This window comes from Paenibacillus sp. EC2-1, from assembly GCF_049311625.1.
Taxonomy (GTDB): domain Bacteria; phylum Bacillota; class Bacilli; order Paenibacillales; family Paenibacillaceae; genus Paenibacillus_AQ.
Genome location: NZ_CP186006.1, coordinates 804,195 through 828,948, shown reverse-complemented (window position 1 = coordinate 828,948; position 24,754 = coordinate 804,195). Strand labels below are relative to the sequence as shown.

Sequence of the window (24,754 nt, the reverse complement as noted above, 5' to 3'; positions counted from 1 at the left end):
CCACATGTTATTACATCTGCTGCTCCGCATAGATCTTCATGCCATCACGTAGATACTGTGCTAGTTGAGGATGGTAGCCAGCATATAATTGCTTAAAATCTTCATGATCCACATAAAGCTCACCAAGCCCGCTATAGATTTCTTTGGTAGGGGTATAGAAGTGACTTACCCATTCATAGTGACGCTTGATGACCATTTGGACGGATGGGCTACCAGGATCCTCACCCTTTTCCAGAGCATTACACAGATCGATATAGATCCGATCCGCTTCTCTTTGGGTGTTTAGATAATCATCTTTGGACCATTTGGGGTTAGCTTCCTCCGAATGCTCAGTGGTTGACGGCTTCGTGCTGTTATTGTAAGGTGTCTGGGTTCTCTCTTGATCCTGCAACGTTAAATCGAAGCCGTCATAAAGCCGCTGATGGGATAGCTCGTTTCCTCGCTTCAAATAATCAATCGTATAATTAATTGTATCGATCAACACCTGAATACGGTACTGCTTGCCAAGCAGTCGCTCTTTGTGGAACGATAACTTATCGGTATTATCCATCTTCTGTCCTATCCGTGCTCTAATTTCATCAACGGTTAAACCTACCTCACGGCAAAGCATAATCTGCTGCAACTTTAACAGATGACTCTCCTCATATATCGAAGATCCGTTTGCGGTCACGGTTGTTGGGATCGGACTCAGCAGGCCTATCTCATCATAGTAAATCAATGTTTCTACACTGACACCTGACAAGCGCGATAATTCTTCTACCGAATACGACATCTATGTTCCACCTCCATCCATCTAATCATCTAAATCCTGTTTGATTTCATTTATTAGAGACATGTATTATTACTAATATATATAAGGTTCAACCGTTTTAAGGATCAATTAAACATAAGATCACCCTTTATTTTTCCATGGATCTTAATTTTTCACTTTACATTTACTTGTTAATCTTCCATTCCTTTATCCCCCATATGTTTAACAACAAAAAACCAAACCTTGTATGTATGTAACTATCATTCCACATAAAAAAAAGGATCATCTCGTAAGATGTCCTTTAGTGGGTTATGTGGTATGAATTGCTTGGACACGACCGACTTGTCCGTCCTGTAAACGGACCTTAATGCCATGCGGATGTCGAGGAGAGTTAGTGAGTATATCCTTCACTATACCGCGTGTCAGCTTTCCTGTCCGCTGATCTTGCTTCAATACAATATCGACTTCAATACCCGGTTTAATATCGGAACGATTCTGTCCATTCATAAGATGTCACTCCTATTTATCCAACATTCGTTGATTGGATTATGATTAAGTTACACCATACGAAATTATATCCACAATTGCAAATATAAAAAAAGCGGAGAACAGGTGTTTAAACCTGATCTTCCGCGTTTAATATATATTGCTATAGCTTTAAAGTACGCTTCCACCGAAGAGGACACGATTCTTCCAAGAGCTACTGAAATCGCCGACCAATACACCACCCGATTTCTGGGAGTACGTGTGTAAGAGCTTGTTATCTCCTAAGTAGATAGCTACGTGGGTAATACGTTCTTTGGACTTGTCGATACCTGCATAATTAGATGCAGAGGAGCCCTTATAGCTCATGAAGAAGACTAGATCGCCACGCTTCAACTGACTGATCTTGCTGACATCTGTTCCTTTATCTTTGATCCAAGCACCTTGGGTGCGGGAATTGCTCGGTAATTTAATGCCAGCCCCTTCCAAGTATGCCTGACGGACAAAGTCTGAGCAATCGAACGTTTTGGTATTATTACGGTCCGATCCATACTCATATGGTGTGCCTAAGTATTTCATACCTGTCTGGATAACCTTCTCGATAACAGCAGAGCTATTCGTATTCGAATTGCTATTATCGTTAGATGAGCTTCCACCGTTTCCAGTGTTGGAGCTGCTCACTGTGATGTATTTTGAAGAAGCATAGCCTTGTTTCCCAGTGCTTGTCTTTACTTCATACCAAGAGCTGCTGGTTTTGTTGATAACTTCAACTTTCTCGCCCTTTCTAATCTGCGCAACAATTTTACCCGATGTAGATGGCTTACTTCTTAAATTAACATTCCCTTTCGCTTGTCCCTGCTGTACAGTGACCTGAGCAGTTGATGTTGCTGCATAAGTCGTTGTTGATCCGTATGTGTAAGAACTCATAACTGCTGCAGACAACATCGCCCCAGCCATTACTTTTTTCCAATTCATTCTCATCATGATGTTTTCCTCCTGATGTCGTAAAGATTCTAGGATGTCGAAATAATGATCTTCGTCTTCCCGTCCCCCATTATAGACAGGCTAAAACCGGGACGGCATGCTCCCATTCTCACAAAAAAGACCTCCAAATTTTGTAATTAACTAGGACTTTTGTCGCAAATCGCACATAATGGTGGGTATATAGGATTATTCTTGAAATGATACTTTCGTATATTTTCCATGGAATATAAAAAAAGAACCGCCTGCCCACGAAGATGTGGAGGCGATCCTCTAAATGTAATTTTGGTTCATTTATCGCTTTAAGGCCTCTTAGCATAAAGTGAGTAACCCGGATTCTCTGGAACATCAATTAAAATCATTCGTAAATCCTCAGCGGCCGTCAGCTGGATGGATTCCTCGGTATCGGAACTGAGGAGCACAACGTCTTCATGGCGAAACTTTAACTCTTCCCCATCCGCTTGTCCACTAAAACTTCCACTACCTCGGATGGCAAGTGCGCTTAATATACGCCCAGTCTGCAAGGAATAGTCTATCATTTTGCCAGCATGAAGTTGAACCTCGTACATTCTTACGTCCACAGATACATCAGCAGGAGATCGATCACCGATGACTGTCTTTAGAACGATACCATCCTCACGCTTGATATGAAAATCGCAGTGTCGATATTGTCGAAAAGATGGATTTTGCTTCAATGCATCTCTGAGAAGAGGCTCAAACCATATCTGAAATCCCTCAGCATCCGGTCCAATAAACCGTTCCTCATGCTGAATTCCAGAACCAGAACGCATTAACTGTAAGCCGCCGGCATCTATTTCGCTTTTCGTGCCGAGTTTATCTATATGAATTGCCCTGCCTTGTATCATATAGGTGATAATTTCAAATCCTTGATGCGAGTGCAATCTTACATAGCCTTCAAGAGGTGTGTAAAACCAGGACCAGTAAAATAAAGGACCTACCCGTGTAATAGCAGAGCCCTCTCCCGATAAGCCGATTGGCTTCAACTCCGAAATCTTCCTCCCATCGATAAAACCCTTGACTTGCAATTCGGGCGGATATAGCATCCCTCTCATGTCCTGTCTCCTCCTTACAATTTTGTATGATTTCTGTCTCTTGAACTCATAATATACAACTTTAAGATATTATCAAGTATGGCTATACTAGTATTATTTGGACTGCTTTTCAGCTTGCATTCAGTTTACTTTTAGGAAATCCTCAGACTTGCGTTGTATCATAGTTGTTAGTTGTCTTAAAATCTTAGAGCTGAAATCATGACGGAGGCATATAAAGTGAATAATATAGAAGGTATTAAAGTTTTGATAATCGATGATGAGCCGAATATTCTTCAATTCCTCGAACTTGGGCTCCGAAGTGAAGGATTTATTGTTGAATCGTCGACGGATAGTATAAGTGCTATTCAATTGGCTGAGCGGTTCAATCCTCATGTCATTGTCCTTGATATTATGATGCCGGGAATCGATGGGTTTGAAGTATGTCGGCAATTAAAGGAGAAGAAGCACGAGGCCGCTATTATCATGCTTACGGCAAAGGATGAGGTGGATGACCGCGTGCGAGGGCTGACAACAGGCGCAGATGATTATATGATCAAACCCTTCAGCTTCGAGGAGCTGCTTGCTAGAATTCAGGCAAGGCTCCGCAATCAATTCCCGTATCTTTTTGGAGAGATAAACATTGGACCATTCCAAATAGATGACCGGAAGAAAGAAATTTCGTATCTGGGACAGGCACTTACTCTCTCACCCACGGAGTACGATCTTCTAAAACTATTAGTAACCAAACATGGTACCGTGTTAAGCAAGAGCAAAATTCTCAATATCGTCTGGGACTATGACTTTGGTGGGGAGGACAACATTGTTGAGGTGTATATCCGCTCACTTCGTGAAAAGCTGGGTGATAAGGAACATGTCCTTATCCGTACTCTTCGGGGAGCTGGATACCGGGTAGACCTTCCATGAAAGGCATAAGGAGATTATTTCAAAAGCCAAGTTCGCTGAGAATTCAACTATTATCCAGGTCTCTGCTCGTTCTTGCTATTCTTCTCATTCTGATCGGATTCCTGCAATATGTATTGATGCAAAATGTAATGTACCGTAGTCAGGCTGATGCAATGATTACTCAGCTCCGGTCTGTGCCAAGAGACGTCTGGAATAATTCTAGAAATATACTGGAGAAGCAGCATACGAGCCAGATAAATAACAAAGATCAGGATAGAACACCTGATAATAAAGAAAGGCCCCTGTTCTTCCTGCCTGACACTTCCCTAGCTTTCGTAGATTCGGACGGCCATGTCAATGACCTGCAGATCACTTCAGGACGGAGTGCGCCTCAACTGGACAGTGCTACCTATAATTCTATTATAGATGAGATAAAGGAACGAAAACCCGCAACGTACCGTGTAGCCAAGGACCCTAATGAGGGGGAGCAGTTACTTGTCTTTCTCCCTGCGGGCAGTCCTTCAAATTCCGTGGGATTACTGCAAATGGGAAAAGACACAGCTCCCATTAAAGAGGTTATCCTGCGTCAGCTTTTAACCTTTACTATACTTGCCCTACTCGCCATGGCCGGAGGTCTTCTACTCTATCTACCCATTTTGCGTAAAACCTTAAATCCACTCAATAATATGGTAGAGACCGTAAAACGAACGGATGCGGAGAATCTCGCAGACCACTTTCCAACAAATCAAGGTCAGGTGGAGATCGACCGACTGGCGGAGTCATTCAATGGCATGCTGGAACGTTTAGATGCATCCTTTCGTGCAGAGCGCGAATCCAAAGAGCAAATGCGTCGCTTTATCGCAGATGCATCCCATGAACTTCGGACCCCACTAACTTCTATTCACGGCTTTCTAGAGGTGCTGCTCCGCGGAGCCGCCAATCATCCTGAACAGCTGGAAGCAGCTCTGCGCAGTATGCACGGAGAGTCGAAGCGAATGAAGAAATTGATCGAGGATCTGCTGCTTCTTGCCAAGCTTGACCGCGCTCCTGAACTTAAGCAGCAAGATATCCAACTTGATCTGCTCGTAAGGGAATTGCAGCCTCATATGGAAATGCTCGCGGGTGATCGTCAGCTCATGTTTAATCTGAAGCCAGATTTGGTGTGCCAATGCGATCCGGACAAATTCAAGCAAGTAATCCTGAACCTGTTTCATAACGCAGTCCAGCACACCGATCCTGTGAAGGGGAGGATTGAGATTCGTTTAACCAACAACGCCAGCCAGGTCATTCTGGCCGTACATGATAATGGACCTGGCATACCTGCCGATCATCTGCCCCATCTGTTTGAACGTTTCTATCGCAGTGATCATTCTCGAAGTCGCAAATACGGAGGTTCGGGTCTTGGTCTAGCAATCACACAATCGCCCATGGCGGTACGATTGACGTAGATAGCAAGCTTGGCGAAGGCTCTATGTTTCGCGTCTCCATTCCATTACATTAACCAATGAAGGACTGTCTTTATAAATACAACCACAGTAAAAAAGCCGCGGAAGAGCTATTATCGCTCATCCGCGGCTTTATTTCACTATAATAATCGTCACTTCTCGACCGGAAACCATCCCGTCCGAACCATAATGTAGTGCCACAACCGATCAGGTATGACCAACCGTTCTTGGTCTTCCCTACTCAGCGTGGTCTTGATCTCAGACTCTCGTCCTTCAGCTACCTTGGATACCCAATCAGGCTCCATGATCAATTCACGACCAAGTGCGACAAGCACAGCGCCTGTCTCCAGCACCTCTACAGCCTCATCCGGTGTATGAACACCACCTACACCAATAACGGGTACTCTGTCCCGAACAGTATCAACGATCCACTCGAGGCGGGACTTACTCTCATCCGCTCCCACTCTTGGCTTCGATCTATAGTCCATCAGAGAAACATGTAAATAATCCAGTCCTTGATCTGATAATGTATCCACCAGTTTCAAGGTGTCATCCATCGTAATGCCAGGTGTTGTCGGCTCTTCCGGAGAGAAACGGTATCCTATAATGAAAGGTGTCTTGGCATGCTCTGCTACAACCCGCTTCACTTCGTTAACCACCGCTAAGGCAAAGGTCATTCGTTTGTCTACACTTCCACCGAAACGATCTTCCCTACGGTTAGAATGAGGCGAGAAGAACTGTTGGAATAGATATCCGTTCGCACCGTGAAGTTCAACACCATCGTAACCAGCTTCAATCGCTCTTCGGGTTGTTTCCCCAAAGTCTCGGATAATGCCCTCGATTTCAGATTCCGTAAGACTACGTGGTAGCACATCTGGCTGCTCTACTGAAGCTACGGCACTCGCACTTACCACATCACCGCCCGGTACTAGCTCTGGCGGACAGGAACGTCCACCGTGGAAGATTTGTAGAACAGCTTTCGCTCCCTGACCTTGAATAGCTTCTGCTAGACGGCGCAGGCTCGGAACCATGTCATCTGAATTTCCTGCGAACTCCCCTGGGAATCCCTTCCCATTCTCCGTAACATATGTGCATGCAGTAACGACCATACCTGCTCCGTCCGATCTGCGAATATAGTAGTTAATTTCCTCATCAGATACCGTTCCATCTTCATTCGAGGAGTAATTTGTCATCGGCGCCATAACAATTCGGTTCTTGAGCTCGATGCCGTTCTTCAGTTTCAATACTTCGAAAAGCTGACTATATTGTTCTTTCATTACCTGATCCTCTCCTCTTTCTAATCTCCACTTCTGTTACATGATTCTATAAAACAACTTACAAATATTCAATCACGAGAAACGGTAACTCGTTCTTAGAGGTGACGTTTTTCCTTTGTCATCGACAATTTGGTACAATTACAGTCAAATACACTTGTTAATGCCTGAAGAAGGGGATTTTCGATATGTTCAAAATATTTATCGTTGAGGATGACGTTCACCTGGTCAGCCTACTCAAAGAGCATCTTCATAAATTCGGTTACATCACACAGTCTGTAAACGACTTCGAGACTATACGCAGTCAATTCGAAGCCTATGACCCCCAGCTTGTTCTTCTTGACGTCAATCTTCCTAAGTATGATGGCTATTATTGGTGCCGCCAATTCCGTAGCATCTCCACCTGCCCCATCATCTTTATCTCTGCCCGCGATGGCAAGATGGATCAGGTAATGGCGCTTGAGAATGGTGCCGATGATTATATAACCAAACCTTTTGACTACGAAATTGCGATGGCCAAAATCAAAAGTCAGCTCCGGAGAGCCTACGGCTCATACGCTGCTACCAATAATGATCGAACACTGACCATTGACGGTCTGACACTGGATGTTGAACGACTCTCTATAACCCTCGGCAATGCCCAGACTGACCTTAGCCACACCGAAGCTAAAATACTGGATGAGCTCATGCAGCGATCCGGACAAGTTGTAAGCCGGGACCGTTTACTTGAGAAGATATGGGATGATCAAGCCTTTGTCGATGACAATACCCTTAACGTTTACGTCACCCGTGTACGTAAGAAGCTCGCTCTGCTTGGTATTGAAGATGGTGTTCAGACAATCAGAGGACGAGGGTATCGCCTTAGTCCGAATTGGAGTGTGTAGATATGAAGTTATTTTTGCGTGAACAGCGTCCTTTGATCTTTGTATACATTACTCAGCTTCTTATCATCACTCTTATTTATTGGCTGGACGGATTCCGAAATATGGAGGTCAGCATCTATGCATGCTTGATCAGTGGCTGTCTGCTCATCGGCTATCTTGTCTTCCGCTACATCGCTAACCGATCTTTCTACACCCGATTGGAACATCCTCATGCCTCCCCTGAACCGTTTCAGGGAGAATTCTCAGGTGATCCTTCCCAGACCCCGCTCGCCGAAGCACTGCAGCAGGTGCTTCGGAGCCAATTTCGGCACTACACCACCGATTTGCACAACTATAAACATAAAATTGAATCTCATATCCAGTTTATCAATCAATGGGCTCATCAGATGAAGACTCCGATATCCGTCATTCATCTGATCCTGCAGAAGAAGGATGACCCGGATTCAACAGCGATCGGGGACGAGTTGGATCGGCTTAAGAAAGGGCTCGACCTTGTGCTTCATACTGCTCGTCTAGATACTTTCGAGCGAGATTTCTATGTAGAAACAATACCTCTGGAGCAGATTGTAAGGTCAGCCGCATCAGAGCAGAAACGATTGTTTATCCGCAGCCGAATCTTCCCTTCCATAGATATCGAAGCAGACCTATCTGTGACTTCCGATGAAAAATGGCTGTCCTTTGTCCTGTCCCAGCTGATTACGAATGCCGTTCGTTACACCGCATCTGAACGGGGAAAAATCTATTTCAAAGGCTACCGCCAAGATACAGACGTTATATTAGAAATTAGAGATGAAGGAATCGGTATTCCTGCAAGCGACCTACCGCGTGTATTTGATCCTTATTTTACTGGGGAGAACGGACGACGTTATCAGGAATCTACCGGTATGGGGCTATATCTGGTGAAGCAGATTTGCAGCAAGCTTGGCCATGATCTGTCTATAGAATCTACGGTTGGCGAGGGAACTACGGTCCGTATTCTGTTTCGCAATACTTGAACCTTACAGAGTTGTAAGGTAACTGTAAGTTATCACCATGGCGTTAGCTTCATGCACTGTCCTACAATAAAGATACAAAGCAAGGAGTGTGAACGAGGATGGCCATCCTAAGTGTCCAGCATCTAACCAAAATTTACGAAGGCCGGGTGGCGCATCAAGCGCTGAATAATATTCACTTTTCCGCCGAACGAGGTGAGTTCGTGGGCATCATGGGGCCATCCGGTAGTGGAAAAACAACACTGCTCAACCTAATCGCAACCATCGATCAACCGACAGCTGGTGAAGTAAATATCAATGGACGAAACCCGCATCTTTTGGATCGTAAGGAAGCTGCGCTGTTCCGCCGGCGTGAGCTGGGGTTTGTGTTTCAGCATTTCAATCTGCTCGATACGCTGACGGTAGCTGAGAACATTGTTCTCCCTTTAACCTTAGATGGTGAGCCCTTGCGTGAAATGGACAGAAAGCTGAGCGAGATTACAGAAAAGCTCGGAATCCAGTCCATTTTAAACAAACGTACCTATGAAATTTCAGGGGGCCAAATGCAGCGAACTGCTATCGCACGGGCACTGATTCAGCAGCCCTCCCTTATTCTTGCAGATGAGCCGACAGGTAATCTAGATTCCAAAGCTTCCAAGGATGTAATGCAGGCCCTGTCTGGCATGAGCAAAGAGGCTTCGGCCACTGTACTTATGGTGACACATGATCCCGTAGCTGCTAGCTACTGTGATCGTGTCTTGTTCATTAAGGACGGCCAGTTATATAATGAGATCTATTGCGGAGATAACCGTCAGGCTTTCTTCCAGAAGATCATCGACATGCTTGCACTTCTTGGAGGAGGAAACCATGACCTTTCGGCAATTCGTTTTTAGGAATGTTGTCAGGAACAAGCGTACATATGCCGCCTATTTTCTGAGCAGCTCCTTTTCGGTCATGATTTTCTTTGTGTGCGCCTTGTTCATCTTTAATCCGGAGATCCGTGATGAGATGTTATATCCTGTGGTGCTGCAAGCTATGGTTGGGGCTGAGCTGATCATGTACGTATTCTCGTTTTTTTTCGTGCTGTATTCAGTAAGCTCATTTCTCAAAACACGAAAACGTGAGTTTGGCGTTCTATTCATGCACGGGATGACGCAGCGTCAGTTCAATATCATGGTCTTTCTAGAAAATATGATTATCGGGATCGGCTCCATCTTAACCGGAATCATATCCGGGATCATTACAGGCAAGCTGTTTCTCATGGCAGGCTCCGTCTTTCTAAGTGTCCCGCCGCTACCTTTTCACCTATCACTGCAAGCCATAGGGTTAACGGTAGGAGGTTACATGCTGCTGTTCGTTATGATTTCTCTCTTTACATCTCTCATACTTCGGCCAGATACACTCATTGAACTATTTCAGTCAGGACTTAAGCCGAAGCCTGAAGCACAAGTATCACCACTCTTGTCATTGGTTGCTGCAGCACTCTTATTGATCAGTTATACTTTGGCAGCAACCACGACTGCAGCTTCATTAATGTATCGCATGTTTCCCGTGACCTTAATGACCATAATTGGAACCTACTTATTATATACACAGCTAAGTATTTTCCTGATCCGATTGCTCAAGCACAGCAGGCGTTTCACTTGGAACCGAACTCGGTTAATCTCCCTTTCGAGCCTGGACTTTCGCTTAAAGGATAATGCTCAGATGTTATTTATGGTAACGACCGTGTTAGCTGTATCTTTCTGTTCCGTAGGCGTGTTCGCTTCCATTCCTGTGCTGACAAAACAATTTAATGAGGACTATCCTGCTGCCATTGGCTATATGGCTAAAGCAGGTGATTCGATGGAACAACAGCATCTGCAAGAAATTCGGCATGACCTAACAGAAAGACACATATCGTTCGAGTCGCTGTCACTGCCCGTTAAATATGTCGGCGTCGAATCATCAACGATGAAGGATCCACCAGAGCAGTTGCCGTTGGTGTCATTCTCTGACTACCGTAGAGCCGCCGTCATGGCTGGATTCCCCTTTGACGAAGAACCTTTAAGTGGAAACGATGCTCTTGTACTTGTCAATTCGCAAAATAACCGAACTCATATCCGGGAGCGTGCACAAGCAACCTATATGCTCCAGGACTCGGAAACTGAGATTAATGAGATTGGCTATACTCGCTATGTCGCGATTCCTGAATACTTGCTGCCTGAGCTGGATGAGGATTCTCTATTCGGTGGACTTGTTGTTAGCGACTTACGGTTCAGTCAAATCTCCTCGCCCTTGAGAACGGATCATTATACAGGCTTCTATGTAGAAGATTTTCAAGAAACGGAAGGCATTGCCTCTCACATCTCTACAAGAGGAGCCGTTCGTTATGAAATGGATCAGCCGTATGCCCTTACGGTTAGCGGAACGCTATTTGCCTTAAAGAGCAGCTTATATAGTATGATGTTATTTGCTGCCTTACTAGTGGGAACTGTATTCTTCATAGCCGCAGGAAGCTTTTTATATTTCCGCTTATATGCAGATTTGGATTATGACTTCCGATTCTATGCCACGGTGTCCAGAATGGGACTGACAGATCGAGAGTTCAGCCGAATTGTCACAGGGCAGCTAGCCCTCCTGTTCTTCGTACCGATTGGCACAGCGATACTTCATAGTATCTTCGCTTTTATAGCTCTTCAAAGCTACTTCTTCTTATCGATTGCAGCAGAGATGGGCATTGTGCTTGTTGGCTTTCTTATTGCACAGGTCCTATATTTCCTCTTCATTCGAAGCCAGTACCTGCGCAAACTGAAAAAGGCGCTGATTTAAAAACAATTCATATGGATCATGAATGGATAGGTTAAACATTTGAAAGAGGTGTACTTACTTGGAAAACTGGATTACACATTTTATGGAGCAGTTCGGTTACTTCGGTATCCTCCTGATGATCGCACTGGAGAACGTATTTCCGCCGATTCCATCTGAGGTAATATTGACCTTTGGTGGGTTCATGACCACTTACACGGATCTTACGGTTCCCGGTGTCATTCTATCAGCTACTATTGGTTCCGTGATTGGAGCTGTTATACTTTACGGTATAGGATTACTTCTTGATGTAGAAAGACTTGAGAAGATCATCGACCGCTGGGGTCATATTTTAAGAGTAAAAAAAGAGGATATTTACAAAGCGGATTCGTGGTTTGACAAGTATGGCTATTGGACAGTGTTCTTCTGCCGTATGATTCCCTTGATCCGAAGTCTAATCTCCATTCCAGCAGGGATGTCCAATATGAAATTTGGTATGTTTCTATTGTTCACAACGCTAGGGACGCTCATCTGGAACGTACTGCTCGTCACGCTTGGGGCTATTCTCGGGGAGTCTTGGGGAGACATACTGGCCTTCATGGATGTATACTCTAATATAGCTTATGCCGTTATTGCCATAGCAGCTGTTGTATTCGTTGTTCTCTTTATCCGCAAACGAAGAAGATCTGCTTAAGTTTAGGATGTGCACTATTATTTGATATAAGGGAGAGGTTCGTGTTTATGGATTTTATTTTGTTTATTAAAGCCATTATTCTCGGTATGGTGGAGGGCTTGACCGAATTCGCTCCTGTATCCTCTACAGGCCATATGATTATCGTCGACGATATGTGGCTGCAATCTGAAGAGTTCCTAACTAAATATGTTGCCAATACTTTTAAAGTCGTCATTCAGCTTGGTTCCATTCTCGCCGTACTCGTCGTGTTCAAAGACCGTTTCCTCGATCTGCTGAACATCAAACGCAAAAAGCCAGATCAAGGTGCTCCTGCCGGAACCGGTCGTTTGAAACTGACTCAAGTTATCGTTGGATTAATTCCAGCAGGTATCCTTGGCGTATTGTTCGAGGATTATATCGATGATCATCTATTCTCAATTGAGACGGTATTAATCGGCCTTGTAGTCGGTGCGATCTTCATGATCATTGCGGACAAGTTCAGCAAAAAAGAGCCGAGTATCGTAACGGTTGACCAGATTACTTACAAGAAAGCTTTCAGTGTGGGTCTTATCCAGTGCTTATCCCTATGGCCAGGCTTCTCACGCTCGGGATCGACGATCTCCGGTGGTGTTATGCTCGGGATGAGCCACCGTGCCGCAGCGGACTTTACGTTCATCATGGCCGTACCTATTATGTTCGGTGCAAGTCTATTGTCACTTGTAAAAAACTTAGAGTACTTCTCAGTAAGCGCACTGCCATTCTTTATCGCTGGATTTATTAGTGCATTCGTATTCGCTCTTATTTCCATCCGCTTCTTCCTGAAGCTGATTAACAAGGTCAAGCTCGTGCCGTTTGCGATCTATCGTATTGTGCTAGCGGCTGTGATTTATCTCGTTTGGTTCTAATGCCTTAGTATTAAGTTAAAAAAGGACGTCTCCTATGGTCAGATCATTGGCCGGGGAGGCGTCCTTTTTGTTTTTTTGTTATGTTTCTGCTTGGGAGAGCGCTCCTCGATCGAAACATTCCTTCAATCGCTGTTGTCCCCGAGTTTCCTTGAATTTATTTCAAACTGTATAAACTCAGGGACAGATTATGCTTCCGAAGTAGCTTTCTTTCAGAAAGCTTTAAGGCGACCGCTAACGCTTCTCCGGAATTGTTTCGTTCGTTCCGCTGCTGCGAGTTAATTCATCATGTTAACAGCAATAATCATAGCATTCGCCAAAAGATAGGATATCTTTTAAAAAGTTTCACCGGAAGTATAGATTCTTTTCTCACTCGCTTCACTTCTAGCGCTTTATTCAGTGAAACAGTCAAAGGTGCTCTGAATATCAACAACTACGTCATCTATCAAACACTAATCACCCCGCCGCTGGAACTTTAAGTATTCTCCATTCTCACACTTCGCGATCAGAATAGTGCTATCCTCATTCGAGGAATAGATCTCTTCACCGACTGCTAAGATGTTAGATGAGAAACTTTCTTTCGGGAAAACATCGGGATCTACTTTCTTTTGTACCTCTCCTAACTTTTCTCCGACTGTGAAGTCCTTGTTATCTACATCGCCACTCAACAGATATTCTTGGTCGTCTATGGTCAGGACACCTGCGTAGCAAGCTTCTGAACTGGATTTATCACATCCCGTGAGTAAAGTGACTCCGAGCAGATTGGTTAGCGCAAGCAAGATCAATTTTCGAATCATGGGCTTCCCCCCTTTCATATAAAACGCAGCCAGCGAGTTCAAAGTTGCCTACATTATGCAATAATTACAGCCGCTTTACCTTTCACAACATAGAAAGAAGAGCATTCATAAAGCTAACTGCTTCACGAATGCTCTTCTTAATGAGATATCTAAATATAAATATGGAGGCCCTCTGTTAGCCTTACAACGTCTTTAATTGGACCGGTTTACCCGTACGTGCAGACTCATAAGCAGCAAGCCCCACCCGAGCAGACAGATAACCGTCTTCACCTGATATTTGAACAGGCTTACCTTGAATAATACTATCCACAAAACTGTTCACGAGTCCGATATCCATATCGTCTCCCCAATAACTCCAGTTCGCCTTCATCGCAGCATCACTGTATACGTCGTTCTTCTGAGCAAAAGCATCGATGGTGAGACTGCCTTGGGTTCCAATAATCTCTAGAGTCACGTCTCCCCAGGTCGGAAAACTACGGGAACGGGACCAACTCGGATCGAGTACGGCAAATACGCCATTAGCAAATTTCACATGCACCATACCTGCATCATCAATATCCGTATCGTGGAACAGCGTTTCAGCATGAGCATAAACTTCCTCTACTACACTCCCTGTAAACCAGTGCATCAAGTCCATAACATGAACGGTGTGATCAAGAACAGCTCCTCCACCGGAGTGTTCTTTCTCAAGGAACCATCCACCAGGCATCGTGCCGCGGTTCGTCCCCTTCATCGCCACAATCTCTCCGACTAGGCCGACATCAACCGCCTGCTTCGCTTGGCGAACAGATGTCAGATAGCGACAGGGAAATGCCGTCATCAACTGAACGCCCTGATCCTTACATACCTGAATCATTTGAAGCATTTCTTCTTCCGATAAGCCAAGCGGCTTCTCGCAAAGAATATGCTTGCCAGCTTCAGCTGCTTTAAGCGTAATCTCCGCATGACGGGCATTCTCTGAACAGATCACAACGGCATCCACATCCTGTGCAAGCAGCTCGTTATAGTCCTCATAATATGCGATTCCACGGGGATTCGTAAATGGAGCAACACGTTCAGCATTCTCATCCGCAATGCCAATGACTTCAACGTCATTTCTCTGAAGCATGGCATTCAGATAACTTACAGCATGCATATGAGCAAAGCTTATAAACCCTACTTTCATTTTGTTCATGACGTTACCCCTCCCATACGAACAGGTTGTCCTGTACTAGCTGACTGTTCGCAAGCCAAGGCGATCTCAACAGCTCGGCAAGCATCGGCTGCGCTGACAATCGGCTCACTACCTTCCCGAATACACTGAATAAAGTGCTGTACCTCATCGTAATAAGGATCGTGAAGCGTAGGGCTGGATGGTACCTGAACAGCTGAATTCTGTCCACCTTTTCTAGAAGCTCTTCGTACATCAACAGCCTGAATCTGATTACTATCAAAACGGATGATACCCTCTTTGCCTGAGATCTCAAATTGAGTCGTAAATGGTCCTGAATAACCCCAATAGCCTGTCAGATTGGCAATGGCCCCGCTTACAAATTTCATCGTTACCTGAGCATATTCCATTTCCGTTTTGGATGATTTCGTAATCGATGCATACACAGATTCTAAATCACCAAACAACCAACTCGCATAATCGATATCATGGATCATCAAATCCATAATGACACCACCACTCTTGGTGTGATCATGGTACCACTGATCTACCCCTTGCGGAAAAGAACCACAACGCTTGAAGTGTGCCATTTTGGCCTCACCGATGCTACCGGACTGCACCTGATCATAGGCATTTCGATAATTCGGGAAAAAGCGAACCACATGTCCGATAAACAACCGTACGCCCTGCTTGCTACATACTGCTTCCATTTCCTTGGCATCTTCGAGCGACAGCGCAGCAGGTTTTTCACAGATGACATGCAGTCCGCGCTCAGCAAGCTTAAGAACAAAAGTTTTATGCAAAAATGAGGGTACGCATACAACAACCGTTTCGGGTTTCTCTTTCTCAAGCATCTCTTCCCAGTCCGTGTAAGCTTTAGCCCCGCTCACAGCCGCCGCTCGATTGGCACGATCTTGTATCAAGTCTGCAACTCCGGACACCTGCACTCCTGGCATTTTACCTAGATTGTGAGCATGAGTCGTACCCATGGTTCCGCAGCCGATAATAGCAACATTCATGCAAACCTCTCCTTCTCTTCTTAATTTGCTTGATCCGTCATAGCCCACTTCACAGCACCGATGATACCAGCCCGGTTTCCTAGTTCCGCCTTGGCAAGACGTACAGGCAGCACACACATCTCTTGAAGCTTGTCATTTAGTTCCTTACTCCACGAAAGGTAACCGTCAGATACCCCACCGCCCAGAATAATTGCTTCTGGATCAAATGCTTGCTGAACAGAGATGAGTCCCCTTGCCAGATCGGACAAATATACGTCCATCGCTGCAGTAGCTTCCTGATTACCTTCTTCATAAGCTTGTACGAGGTATCTGCTGCTCCACTCGGGATTCACAGACTTCGCGATCCGGCTAAGCGCTGTACCTGAGCACTTGGTCTCCCAGCATCCCTGTTGGCCGCAAGTGCATGCAGCTCCATCTTTATCCACGATGAGGTGACCAATCTCTGCAAATCCACCGCGCAGACCTGGCAGTACCTTTCCTTCGTAAACGAAAGCTCCACCAATCCCCGTGCCTAGCGCAACGAGCATAAAAGAATGGACCCCTTTACCTGAACCAAGCCATGCCTCACCCCAAGCCGCCGCGTTCACATCATTCTCAACGGAAACACGGTAGGGAAAGCGACTCTCCATTTCTTTCTTAATTTCTGTACCCGTCCAGCCTGGCATGTTATCTGTTGCGTAAATAATGCTCCCCGTCGTACGGTCTACTCGGCCAGCAGTACCGATACCAATTCCGATAATTTCAGCGCCTTCAGCTTGTTGTTCAAGTGCACGTATTACATTTGTAGCCGCTTCCAAAATACGTTCACTACCTTCCAGAGCTGGAGTCCTCACTTCTATCGGCTCTGTCATGTTACCATCCGTATCCACCAATGCTCCTTTGATTCCTGTTCCACCAATGTCGATTCCAATCCAACGTTTCATTCTGCAACCTCGCTTTTCTTAAGTAGAATAATGCTGCTTCATTGCACCGCGATTATGAACAAGTAATGAGTAGCGCTTTCATTACCAACATTATACCTTATTTATTCGCTAACAAAAGATCCATCTATGAATTACTAAACCTCTTTTATTAGATAACAAAAAAACTGTCTTATACAGGTTCTTCTGCTTATAAGACAGTCTTTATCTCGATTAGCGGTCGCTGCTCCACGGTGCACCTCCGCTCTGCTCACGGTTTCGCTCATTGTACGCCCGAAGCAGTGTATACCGATGAGGTCGCACACCATGTGACTCCCGCTGGCTAAGACCCTTTTTATATCATTGTACATTTCGAACATTCGGACAATGTCAGTCCAAGTCGTAGATTATGTAAATATAAAAAAGGCCCATGCAACCCCACCAGGGAAGACATGAACCTACTTCATTCATAACGCTTAATCCATATAGCTTACAAAGCCTTTTTTCGTGAGGTATTCCATCTCCGCATCCAAGATGTTCTCTACCGTAAGCTCGTCCAGCTTAACATCCTTGCGGCTCATTACATAATCCACAAGATCATCGCTGTCGATGTCGATATCGCCTTTGGCACCTTTATGTGCATTTTCTATAAACGCTTGTTCATGCTTAATCACAAGGCGAATGTTCTGTGGAGTCGCTTTTGTCTGTCCTACAATATAGTCGACAAGCTCCTGCTCGTTTAATGTTTTGTCCATCGATTTCAACTCCTAGTCCATATGTTACCGTCATTGTATCACAGAAAGAGCCACACTGATAAATGTCATTGCATCTATACATGTTAAATGGTAACACTTATAACATCCTCAGTACTAAGGCTTATCATGCCTAATTTCGATACAAACACAGACAATTGCATTAAATTAGCAGACTCCTTCTACATAAGCTAAATAGAGGAATCCGTATGCTCAATCACGAACTGATTAGTGCAAGTTATCTGAATACAATGATGGAGGTAACCATGGAGAACACTGGACTCGGGGGAAAAAGCATCATTCTCAGGCTTGAAATGAACACGCAGGAAATTAAATTCGGACAGGTCGCTTCGACGATCTTTGATGCGGGTGGCGATATGGTCGCCATCGATGTCATATCAGCAAGCGGACATACCACTGTACGAGATATCACGATCACGGTAACCGATAGCGTTGATATCGGTAAGATCACTACTGCTGTCAAGAACTTGCAAGGTGTTCGTCTAGTTAATATTTCAGACCGTACCTTCCTTATGCATTTGGGAGGCAAAATCGAAACTCAACCCAAGATAAAGATTCAAAATCGTGACGATCTGTCGCGTGTATATACACCCGATGTAGCCCGGGTATGTACGGCTATTCATGAGGATCCAAAGAAAGCCTACACTTTAACCATCAAAAGAAATACGGTAGCCGTTATCTCCGATGGAAGCGCGGTATTAGGTCTTGGTAATATAGGCCCCTATGCCGCCATGCCTGTTATGGAGGGAAAAGCGATGCTATTCAAGCAGCTCGCCGGTGTCGATTCATTTCCTATCTGTCTAGATACACAGGATACCGAAGAGATTATCTCCTGCATTAAAGCAATCGCACCCGCCTTTGGTGGGATTAACCTGGAGGATATCGCGTCTCCACGCTGCTTCGAAATTGAAGATCGGCTTCGTAATGAGCTTGATATTCCCGTCTTTCATGACGATCAGCATGGAACTGCTGTTGTCCTGTATGCAGCACTGATCAATGCATTAAAAGTCGCTGGCAAGTCCATTGACCAAGTGAAGATTATCGTGTGTGGTATTGGGGCAGCAGGTGTTGCTTGCAGCAAAATACTGCTGTCAGCCGGAGTCAAAGAGCTTATCGGTGTAGATCGAGAAGGTGCTCTAGTATCCGGAAACACCTACAACAATAGCATGTGGCAGTGGTATGCTGAGAACACCAATCCGAACCGGACTCATGGTTCCTTACAGGAAGTCATTAAAGGAGCCGATGTCTTCATTGGCCTTTCAGCCGGTGGTCTGCTAAAACGCGAGGATGTGCAGTCTATGGCGGATAATCCGATTGTCTTTGCTATGGCCAACCCAACACCTGAGATACGTCCAGAAGAAGTAGAGGATATTGTGTCCGTTATTGCTACGGGGCGCTCTGATTACCCGAACCAAATTAACAATGTACTCTGCTTCCCGGGTATTTTTCGTGCAGCATTAGACTGCAGAGCTACGACCATTAACGAAGAAATGAAGCTTGCAGCTGCAGAGGCTATCGCTTCTGCGGTCTCGGATGAAGAGCGCAATTCTTCATATATCATACCAAGTGTATTTAACCAGAACGTTGTAAAAGCGATCCGTGAGCTCGTTGTTAAAGCAGCGATCAGCTCCGGTGTCGCTCGTCGACTTCCGCGAGAATAAAACAGAGCTGATTCAAAAGATCGGATGCCTTCTTGCATCCGATCTTCTTATGTCTTGATAACAAGGAGTCTTCCCATTGGATAAAAACGCACTGATTCGTAAATTTAACAAACAGGCCGCCATGTATGAACGCAATAGCAGACAACGTACGCTCGGCGTATGGAGAAGCCGTCTGCTACAACATCTAGATGGAAACGTGCTGGAGCTTGCAGTCGGCGCTGGAGCTAACTTTCCTTATTACAATTCGGATACGGTCGATCTAACTGCCGTTGACTTTAGTCCTGAAATGCTAAGAAGTGCACAACGAATGGCTTCTAAGCTAGATCTCAAGGTGACATTCAAGCAGCAAGACATCGAGAAGCTTCAACTACCCGAAAGATCCTTCGATGCTGTTGTGTCCACTTTGTCACTCTGCGGATATGATGATCCCTTACACGTCGTAAATAAAATGAATCAGTGGTGTAAACCGGGTGGTGAAATCTGCTTTCTTGAGCATGGAATCAGCCACAACAAGCTGCTTGGTACAACACAGAATATCTTGAATCCGATTGCCCGCCGTATATCTGGATGTCACTTTAATCGAGATATTCTAGGTATTATTCGCTCTTCTGATGTGGAATTAATGAAGACTGAGCGCTATTATGGCGGGATGGTTCATCTGATATGGGCAAGATCTACTTAATGCCAATTCCACACTTCGATCTGGCCCAGTCCAAAGTTGCTAAGTTCAGGTACATCCTTTAACTTTTCCAGCTCTCTAACCGGACCTGTAACGACTGCACCATATACTTGGACACCGTGTTTCTTTATAAAAGCGAGGCGCTGTTGATCCTCAAGAACTCCATTGTAGGTTACATGTGCTGTCAGCCACTCCAGATCCTTCAGCATTTGCTCTACCGCGAGATCTATATCATCGCTCGTAATACTAAGGCTTTCTACTCTTCCTAATCCATCTTCCGAGTAACTGAAAAAGGGCCTTAACGTTAGGTGAGGTGCACTAATCGAATCTCCTGCTGAGGAATAATTAGATACTTTCACTTCTTGAAGTTCTCCTGAATACATAGCCATCCCCGTAATCCACAGATTATAGTCAGCCAAAAGCTCGGCAAGCTGCTGGGGTGGCACGGCTTTATTTAAGGTGAAGCTCATCTCTGCTACAAATCCATCCTCGATATGACTTAACTGCTCTAACTTATCTTCCTTCTCCCTTTTACGATCCGTATCTCCGCCACCATAAATAACTGTCATCGGCATCCAAAGGTCTAATCCGCTATTGTCCAAATACTGTGAAATACCTTTCACAGTATATTTCAGTTCACCAAACAAGCTTTGTTCCGCGTGCAGCTCACCTACGATCCTTCTTCGCTCTCCGATCTGTCGGTATACTTTAGTGGAGACCGATTGTTTAAGCATCGGGCTTAACCTCACTAATCCAAGTTCTTTATCTATCTTATGTCCATTCAACTCGGTCAAGGTAACGACAGCACGTTCGAACTGAAAATTCTTACCGGACTTCTCATAATAAAAATAGGTTCCCCAGCTGTATATTAAGAATACAAAAGAAACGATAAAGAAAATCGCTATAAGCCTCATACTAATTCTTATCCTATTTCTCCATTTAATCCTTCTCTTTCTCTGTACCATTAAATCTGCCGTGAACCCCACTGATTCATCATTATCATGATCCTTCATATCTAGGTCATCCCTCCATCCTGTTCAACTTGTATAACACCTATTTCATGAATAAGTTAGTTGTTACAATACAAAAAACGCCGTATTCGCAGCAATCAGCTACAGAATACAGCGTTTATATGGTTAATCATTCATATGATTATTTATTGTCTGTTGGTTCATCCCAGCACTCCACATTGTGGAGACCTTTGATGTTATTCTTAGTGAAGACAGGGTCAAGCCCTGCTTTCTTCTGTTTCATATAGTCTTTAAGGGTCGCAAAGGCAAATTTGGAAAGTAAGGCTATTGCGATCAGATTGACGATGGCCATCAATCCCATAAACAAATCAGCCATATTCCACACCAGCTGCACGCTCGTCACAGAGCCGAAGATAACCATACCAAGCACACACGCTCGGTAGATCCAGACCCAAATCCGCTTGGAGTTAAGAAACTCAATATTCGTCTCACCATAATAATAGTTTCCTAGCAGGGTACTGAACGCGAACAAGAAGATCATGATCGCTAGGAAATCAGAAGCCCATGGACCAAGCTGCATTCCTAACGCTGCTTGAGTGAGTTCGATTCCATCCAGTCCAGTTTGTTTATAAGCTCCTGTGAACAGGATAATAAACGCGGTGCTTGTACAAATAACCAGCGTATCAATCAATACACCCAAAGACTGAATTAACCCTTGCTTGGCCGGATGACTTGTCGTTGCAGTGGCAGCAGCGTTCGGCGCACTACCCATACCCGCTTCATTAGAGAACAAGCCACGCTTGATCCCGTTCATAAGCGCAGCCCCTACAGCTCCACCGAAAGCTTGCTCGAAACCAAACGCGCTTTTCACGATAAGTGCAAGTACATCTGGCAATTTGGTTATGTTGATGAGAACAATAAACAATGCTGTACCAACATAAATTACAGCCAGCACTACCACAATCAGCTCGGACCATTTCGCAATTCGCTTCACACCACCGAAAATGATAGCCGCGAAAATCACAGCCATAATAATCCCCAGCGTGAATCGATTAACACCGAATGAATTCTCAAATGCAATGGTTATCGTATTCGATTGAACCGCATTAAACACAAGACCGAAGGACAACGTAATGAGCACCGCAAAAAGCGCCCCCATCCAGCGTTTGTTCAATCCTAGCTGCATGTAATACGCTGGACCTCCGCGGAAACCGCCTGTCTTATGATCTTTAATCTTGTATATCTGCGCTAAAGTACTCTCAATAAAGCTCGATGCCGATCCAATAATCGCAATAATCCACATCCAGAATACGGACCCAGGTCCCCCCAGTGATATTGCGAGCGCAACACCGGTAATATTTCCTGTACCTACTCGGGCCGCCATACTAATGGCAAACGCCTGAAAAGGAGAAATGCTACCAGGTTCACTATCCTTGGATTCCTTTATGACACGAAGCATTTCTGGGAATAGACGAAACTGCATAAATCGCGTTCTAAAAGTGAAATACAGACCACCACCGATCAGCATCACAATTAACAGTTTCGACCAGATAAAGTCATTAATAGTATCAATAAAATATTGAATTGCCTGCTCCATATGATGTTCCTCTCGTTGTATAATCTAGTCCTAAAATAACATTCTGAAAATCATATTATAACCTGTAAACTTCCCTACAAAACAAGTGGTTATTTGTGGTAAATGTACAGGGATTGATATACAACAAGACCATCCCTATTGATCATTATCAATTAGGATGGCCTAAAGTTCTTCATCATATTTCTAGGACTGTTCGATATTTGTATAGATGAGGATGGCATCTCTTAGAAATTCGGCTGTTCCAGGCTGTTCAGCATCATAGTATGCTGTGAATCGCTCATCATCGACGTACATCTGAGCTAGACCTGCATGGGCTTCTTTACTATATTCATCCCAATAAAACGTCAACCATTGCTTATGAAGTTCTGCTGCCTTTTGTGCAAGCTCACTTGCTGGATCTCCCTGCTTGAAAGCTTCCGATAGAACTGCTTTTACTTCTTGCTCAAGCCGAGTAACCTCCTCATATTGCTGTTCAGTCATGCCTTTCAGCTTGGCATTCGTTTGATCAATGGCATCATCACCATAACTTTTACGAATCTCTTTGCCATACTTCTTCTCATTCTCATCGACCATCGTCTGCTTAAATCCTTCGAATTTCTCTTCGTCACTCATACTCATTCTCCCTTCTCTTGAAGCAATGGTTTTGTCCACATTCTTAATTAACAGATCTAACTGTCTTCGTCTGTCCTGAAGCAGCTCACGGTGATGCCTTAGGGCGGCGGTACTGTCATAAGAAGGAGAGGACATGATTTCTTTAATCTGCTCTAGCGGCAGCCCTAGTTCCCTGTAAAACAAAATTTGCTGTAATCGGTCTACCTCTGCCTCCCCATAAATACGATAACCAGCTGTACTTAGCCTAGTCGGCTTCAGAATTCCAACCTCATCATAGTAGCGAAGTGTTCTCGTACTTATCCCTGCAAGCGCTCCAAGTTTCTGAACGGTATATTCCATGAGTTTACCTCCTGACAATTTCACTCTACACCTTCACGTAACGTTAAGGTCAATATTTATTTTCCCTTTAATACAAAAAATCGATACCCCAACATGGGTATCGATTTTAGTTAATCGTCTTTATTTCTTTCCTTGGGACTCTTTAATTCTGTTAAGTTCAGCTTTGATTGTTTCTTGTGATTCATAAGCATCAAGCTTTCCTGCCGGATCTAACGCAGCTGAACCATTTTGCTGCGAATGGACACCCATCTCTAAATAACGGAGCCTTTCCTCCACTCGTGTAAAGCCTCTTGCTAACTTTTCTTGATCAAGACTTCCAATGGTGGATGAGGCAGCTTTTACACTTTGAGCAGCTTGAAGACGTGACTCAAGAAAGAATAAACGATTCTGTAGATCTTGATGCATATCCGTTAACTGTACAATCTGTTCTCTTAGCGTATTAGCCTGCTGACGTATGACTTCTCTTTGTCCTTCATATTCCTGTACTAAGCGCTGATGATACAGCTTGTCCTGTACAGCAATTTCTGCAATAGACTCCTCGTTACGTTCAATCGCTAATTCCGCTTTCCGAAAATACTCATTATTCATTCTCCTCCTTATGATTACGCTTCTCCCATTCATCAAGCATTCTTCCGCGTTCGTATGACGATGTCATAGGCATGTTCATCCCAGTTACAGAATGATCCACTACAACAACAGGCATGTCTCCATAATTTTCTTTCAATCGGTTCATTCTGCCATGTGCAAGGAACAACAAAATCATGACAACAAGTCCCCAAAATGGTGTCATTAAGCTCATAAATGACAATCCAGTGAGCAGAGCTCCTGCCCATTTAAGCAGTCCTCGTCCCTTCGCCCATACGACAGCAAATGTTCCAAGTAAGAAGACTTTTATGAATACCATAACGAGTGCTGGTATACTCATCGGTCCCATAAAGAGATGAGGTCTAGCCTTGAAAATACCACCTCTATGTCCAAACTCATGCCCCCGCGCAAATCCGCGAGACAACTCGTTATGCCCTACATGACCGATCACACTAACTGCTTTAATACCAAGCCATAGGATGACAATTGCCAATAAGCCTATCAAGAGCCATGACAATCCCCGCTTCTGTTTCATAATCTCTCTTCCTTTCCTTAGATTTGTTTTG

General features: G+C 44.5%; 24 protein-coding genes and 1 pseudogene. 10 read left to right on the top strand and 15 right to left on the bottom strand.

Features of this window, described 5'->3' with window-relative positions; all coding sequences use genetic code 11:
* Positions 1-10: 10 nt before the first annotated feature.
* The 4 genes from ACK8P5_RS03985 to ACK8P5_RS03970 form a co-directional block, all read right to left on the bottom strand.
* Positions 11-772 (bottom strand): MerR family transcriptional regulator, encoded by a 762-nt coding sequence (locus ACK8P5_RS03985; protein ID WP_422659695.1) that lies wholly within the window; start codon positions 770-772, stop codon positions 11-13.
* A gap of 288 nt (positions 773-1,060) precedes the next feature.
* Positions 1,061-1,258 (bottom strand): YwbE family protein, encoded by a 198-nt coding sequence (locus tag ACK8P5_RS03980; protein WP_422659694.1) that lies wholly within the window; start codon positions 1,256-1,258, stop codon positions 1,061-1,063.
* Positions 1,259-1,408: 150 nt separating this feature from the next.
* Positions 1,409-2,218 carry a C40 family peptidase gene (locus ACK8P5_RS03975; RefSeq protein WP_422659693.1) on the bottom strand — a complete coding sequence of 270 codons (810 nt, stop codon included), beginning with the start codon at positions 2,216-2,218 and terminating at the stop codon, positions 1,409-1,411.
* Positions 2,219-2,517: 299 nt separating this feature from the next.
* Positions 2,518-3,288 (bottom strand): pirin family protein, encoded by a 771-nt coding sequence (locus ACK8P5_RS03970; protein ID WP_422659692.1) that lies wholly within the window; start codon positions 3,286-3,288, stop codon positions 2,518-2,520.
* Positions 3,289-3,504: 216 nt separating this feature from the next.
* Here ACK8P5_RS03970 and ACK8P5_RS03965 point away from each other — a divergent pair, with 216 nt between their 5' ends.
* Entirely contained in the window at positions 3,505-4,191 is a 687-nt protein-coding gene (locus ACK8P5_RS03965) for a response regulator transcription factor (protein WP_422659691.1), read from the top strand.
* A pseudogene (locus ACK8P5_RS03960) lies at positions 4,188-5,671 on the top strand (sensor histidine kinase). The gene ACK8P5_RS03965 and the pseudogene ACK8P5_RS03960 overlap by 4 nt, the downstream one beginning before the upstream one ends.
* A gap of 96 nt (positions 5,672-5,767) precedes the next feature.
* Here ACK8P5_RS03960 and ACK8P5_RS03955 read toward each other — a convergent pair.
* A complete protein-coding gene (locus ACK8P5_RS03955) occupies positions 5,768-6,892 on the bottom strand; it encodes an NADH-dependent flavin oxidoreductase (protein WP_422659690.1) in 1,125 nt (374 codons plus the stop codon).
* Positions 6,893-7,077: 185 nt separating this feature from the next.
* On the opposite strand from ACK8P5_RS03955, the gene ACK8P5_RS03950 reads away from it, so the two are divergent.
* From ACK8P5_RS03950 to ACK8P5_RS03925, 6 genes are all read left to right on the top strand, one after another.
* Positions 7,078-7,773, top strand: coding sequence for a response regulator transcription factor (locus ACK8P5_RS03950; protein WP_422659689.1), 696 nt, complete (start codon positions 7,078-7,080; stop codon positions 7,771-7,773).
* A 2-nt stretch (positions 7,774-7,775) separates the two neighbouring features.
* Complete coding sequence (locus ACK8P5_RS03945; protein ID WP_422659688.1) at positions 7,776-8,768, top strand: HAMP domain-containing histidine kinase; 993 nt, start codon at positions 7,776-7,778, stop codon at positions 8,766-8,768.
* 98 nt (positions 8,769-8,866) lie between these two features.
* On the top strand, positions 8,867-9,637 hold the full coding sequence (locus tag ACK8P5_RS03940) for an ABC transporter ATP-binding protein (RefSeq protein WP_422659687.1): 771 nt from the start codon (positions 8,867-8,869) through the stop codon (positions 9,635-9,637).
* The gene (locus ACK8P5_RS03935; protein ID WP_422659686.1) at positions 9,612-11,555 is read left to right on the top strand and encodes an ABC transporter permease; all 1,944 of its coding nucleotides are present in this window, start codon (positions 9,612-9,614) and stop codon (positions 11,553-11,555) included. The genes ACK8P5_RS03940 and ACK8P5_RS03935 overlap by 26 nt, the downstream gene beginning before the upstream one ends.
* A 58-nt stretch (positions 11,556-11,613) precedes the next feature.
* The gene (locus tag ACK8P5_RS03930) at positions 11,614-12,225 is read left to right on the top strand and encodes a DedA family protein (protein WP_422659685.1); all 612 of its coding nucleotides are present in this window, start codon (positions 11,614-11,616) and stop codon (positions 12,223-12,225) included.
* Positions 12,226-12,272: 47 nt separating this feature from the next.
* The gene (locus tag ACK8P5_RS03925; protein WP_422659684.1) at positions 12,273-13,109 is read left to right on the top strand and encodes an undecaprenyl-diphosphate phosphatase; all 837 of its coding nucleotides are present in this window, start codon (positions 12,273-12,275) and stop codon (positions 13,107-13,109) included.
* Between the two features lie 449 nt (positions 13,110-13,558).
* On the opposite strand, the gene ACK8P5_RS03920 is transcribed toward ACK8P5_RS03925, so the two are convergent.
* The 5 genes from ACK8P5_RS03920 to ACK8P5_RS03900 form a co-directional block, all read right to left on the bottom strand.
* Positions 13,559-13,903, bottom strand: coding sequence for a hypothetical protein (locus ACK8P5_RS03920; RefSeq protein WP_422659683.1), 345 nt, complete (start codon positions 13,901-13,903; stop codon positions 13,559-13,561).
* A gap of 181 nt (positions 13,904-14,084) precedes the next feature.
* Positions 14,085-15,077: a Gfo/Idh/MocA family protein gene (locus ACK8P5_RS03915; RefSeq protein WP_422659682.1), complete on the bottom strand. Its 993-nt coding sequence runs from the start codon at positions 15,075-15,077 to the stop codon at positions 14,085-14,087.
* The gene (locus ACK8P5_RS03910) at positions 15,074-16,072 is read right to left on the bottom strand and encodes a Gfo/Idh/MocA family protein (protein WP_422659681.1); all 999 of its coding nucleotides are present in this window, start codon (positions 16,070-16,072) and stop codon (positions 15,074-15,076) included. The genes ACK8P5_RS03915 and ACK8P5_RS03910 overlap by 4 nt, the downstream gene beginning before the upstream one ends.
* 20 nt (positions 16,073-16,092) lie before the next feature.
* Positions 16,093-16,995 (bottom strand): ROK family protein, encoded by a 903-nt coding sequence (locus tag ACK8P5_RS03905; RefSeq protein ID WP_422659680.1) that lies wholly within the window; start codon positions 16,993-16,995, stop codon positions 16,093-16,095.
* A gap of 452 nt (positions 16,996-17,447) precedes the next feature.
* Positions 17,448-17,726, bottom strand: coding sequence for a hypothetical protein (locus tag ACK8P5_RS03900; RefSeq protein ID WP_422659679.1), 279 nt, complete (start codon positions 17,724-17,726; stop codon positions 17,448-17,450).
* A 263-nt stretch (positions 17,727-17,989) separates the two neighbouring features.
* On the opposite strand from ACK8P5_RS03900, the gene ACK8P5_RS03895 reads away from it, so the two are divergent.
* Positions 17,990-19,405: an NAD-dependent malic enzyme gene (locus ACK8P5_RS03895; protein WP_422661365.1), complete on the top strand. Its 1,416-nt coding sequence runs from the start codon at positions 17,990-17,992 to the stop codon at positions 19,403-19,405.
* Positions 19,406-19,481: 76 nt separating this feature from the next.
* On the top strand, positions 19,482-20,087 hold the full coding sequence (locus ACK8P5_RS03890) for a class I SAM-dependent methyltransferase (RefSeq protein WP_422659678.1): 606 nt from the start codon (positions 19,482-19,484) through the stop codon (positions 20,085-20,087).
* Here ACK8P5_RS03890 and ACK8P5_RS03885 read toward each other — a convergent pair.
* The 5 genes from ACK8P5_RS03885 to ACK8P5_RS03865 form a co-directional block, all read right to left on the bottom strand.
* A complete protein-coding gene (locus ACK8P5_RS03885; protein WP_422659677.1) occupies positions 20,084-21,097 on the bottom strand; it encodes an anti sigma factor C-terminal domain-containing protein in 1,014 nt (337 codons plus the stop codon). The genes ACK8P5_RS03890 and ACK8P5_RS03885 overlap by 4 nt on opposite strands.
* 139 nt (positions 21,098-21,236) lie before the next feature.
* A complete protein-coding gene (locus ACK8P5_RS03880; protein ID WP_422659676.1) occupies positions 21,237-22,652 on the bottom strand; it encodes an alanine/glycine:cation symporter family protein in 1,416 nt (471 codons plus the stop codon).
* A gap of 183 nt (positions 22,653-22,835) precedes the next feature.
* Positions 22,836-23,603: a MerR family transcriptional regulator gene (locus ACK8P5_RS03875; RefSeq protein ID WP_422659675.1), complete on the bottom strand. Its 768-nt coding sequence runs from the start codon at positions 23,601-23,603 to the stop codon at positions 22,836-22,838.
* Between the two features lie 120 nt (positions 23,604-23,723).
* Positions 23,724-24,191 carry a PspA/IM30 family protein gene (locus tag ACK8P5_RS03870; RefSeq protein WP_422659674.1) on the bottom strand — a complete coding sequence of 156 codons (468 nt, stop codon included), beginning with the start codon at positions 24,189-24,191 and terminating at the stop codon, positions 23,724-23,726.
* Complete coding sequence (locus ACK8P5_RS03865) at positions 24,184-24,723, bottom strand: hypothetical protein (protein ID WP_422659673.1); 540 nt, start codon at positions 24,721-24,723, stop codon at positions 24,184-24,186. The genes ACK8P5_RS03870 and ACK8P5_RS03865 overlap by 8 nt, the downstream gene beginning before the upstream one ends.
* Positions 24,724-24,754: the final 31 nt, after the last annotated feature.

What these genes read in the sequence shown, in the direction of transcription:
- ACK8P5_RS03970 (WP_422659692.1), bottom strand. Translation starts at nt 3,288, where the DNA reads ATGAGAGGGATGCTATATCCGCCCGAATTGCAAGTCAAGGGTTTTATC.
- ACK8P5_RS03940 (WP_422659687.1), top strand. Translation starts at nt 8,867, where the DNA reads ATGGCCATCCTAAGTGTCCAGCATCTAACCAAAATTTACGAAGGCCGG.
- ACK8P5_RS03920 (WP_422659683.1), bottom strand. Translation starts at nt 13,903, where the DNA reads ATGATTCGAAAATTGATCTTGCTTGCGCTAACCAATCTGCTCGGAGTC.
- ACK8P5_RS03880 (WP_422659676.1), bottom strand. Translation starts at nt 22,652, where the DNA reads ATGGAGCAGGCAATTCAATATTTTATTGATACTATTAATGACTTTATC.
- ACK8P5_RS03945 (WP_422659688.1), top strand. Translation starts at nt 7,776, where the DNA reads ATGAAGTTATTTTTGCGTGAACAGCGTCCTTTGATCTTTGTATACATT.
- ACK8P5_RS03895 (WP_422661365.1), top strand. Translation starts at nt 17,990, where the DNA reads ATGGAGAACACTGGACTCGGGGGAAAAAGCATCATTCTCAGGCTTGAA.
- ACK8P5_RS03915 (WP_422659682.1), bottom strand. Translation starts at nt 15,077, where the DNA reads ATGAACAAAATGAAAGTAGGGTTTATAAGCTTTGCTCATATGCATGCT.
- ACK8P5_RS03910 (WP_422659681.1), bottom strand. Translation starts at nt 16,072, where the DNA reads ATGAATGTTGCTATTATCGGCTGCGGAACCATGGGTACGACTCATGCT.
- ACK8P5_RS03925 (WP_422659684.1), top strand. Translation starts at nt 12,273, where the DNA reads ATGGATTTTATTTTGTTTATTAAAGCCATTATTCTCGGTATGGTGGAG.
- ACK8P5_RS03955 (WP_422659690.1), bottom strand. Translation starts at nt 6,892, where the DNA reads ATGAAAGAACAATATAGTCAGCTTTTCGAAGTATTGAAACTGAAGAAC.
- ACK8P5_RS03980 (WP_422659694.1), bottom strand. Translation starts at nt 1,258, where the DNA reads ATGAATGGACAGAATCGTTCCGATATTAAACCGGGTATTGAAGTCGAT.
- ACK8P5_RS03975 (WP_422659693.1), bottom strand. Translation starts at nt 2,218, where the DNA reads ATGATGAGAATGAATTGGAAAAAAGTAATGGCTGGGGCGATGTTGTCT.
- ACK8P5_RS03900 (WP_422659679.1), bottom strand. Translation starts at nt 17,726, where the DNA reads ATGGACAAAACATTAAACGAGCAGGAGCTTGTCGACTATATTGTAGGA.
- ACK8P5_RS03985 (WP_422659695.1), bottom strand. Translation starts at nt 772, where the DNA reads ATGTCGTATTCGGTAGAAGAATTATCGCGCTTGTCAGGTGTCAGTGTA.
- ACK8P5_RS03885 (WP_422659677.1), bottom strand. Translation starts at nt 21,097, where the DNA reads ATGAAGGATCATGATAATGATGAATCAGTGGGGTTCACGGCAGATTTA.
- ACK8P5_RS03865 (WP_422659673.1), bottom strand. Translation starts at nt 24,723, where the DNA reads ATGAAACAGAAGCGGGGATTGTCATGGCTCTTGATAGGCTTATTGGCA.
- ACK8P5_RS03950 (WP_422659689.1), top strand. Translation starts at nt 7,078, where the DNA reads ATGTTCAAAATATTTATCGTTGAGGATGACGTTCACCTGGTCAGCCTA.
- ACK8P5_RS03905 (WP_422659680.1), bottom strand. Translation starts at nt 16,995, where the DNA reads ATGAAACGTTGGATTGGAATCGACATTGGTGGAACAGGAATCAAAGGA.
- ACK8P5_RS03935 (WP_422659686.1), top strand. Translation starts at nt 9,612, where the DNA reads ATGACCTTTCGGCAATTCGTTTTTAGGAATGTTGTCAGGAACAAGCGT.
- ACK8P5_RS03875 (WP_422659675.1), bottom strand. Translation starts at nt 23,603, where the DNA reads ATGGAATATACCGTTCAGAAACTTGGAGCGCTTGCAGGGATAAGTACG.
- ACK8P5_RS03870 (WP_422659674.1), bottom strand. Translation starts at nt 24,191, where the DNA reads ATGAATAATGAGTATTTTCGGAAAGCGGAATTAGCGATTGAACGTAAC.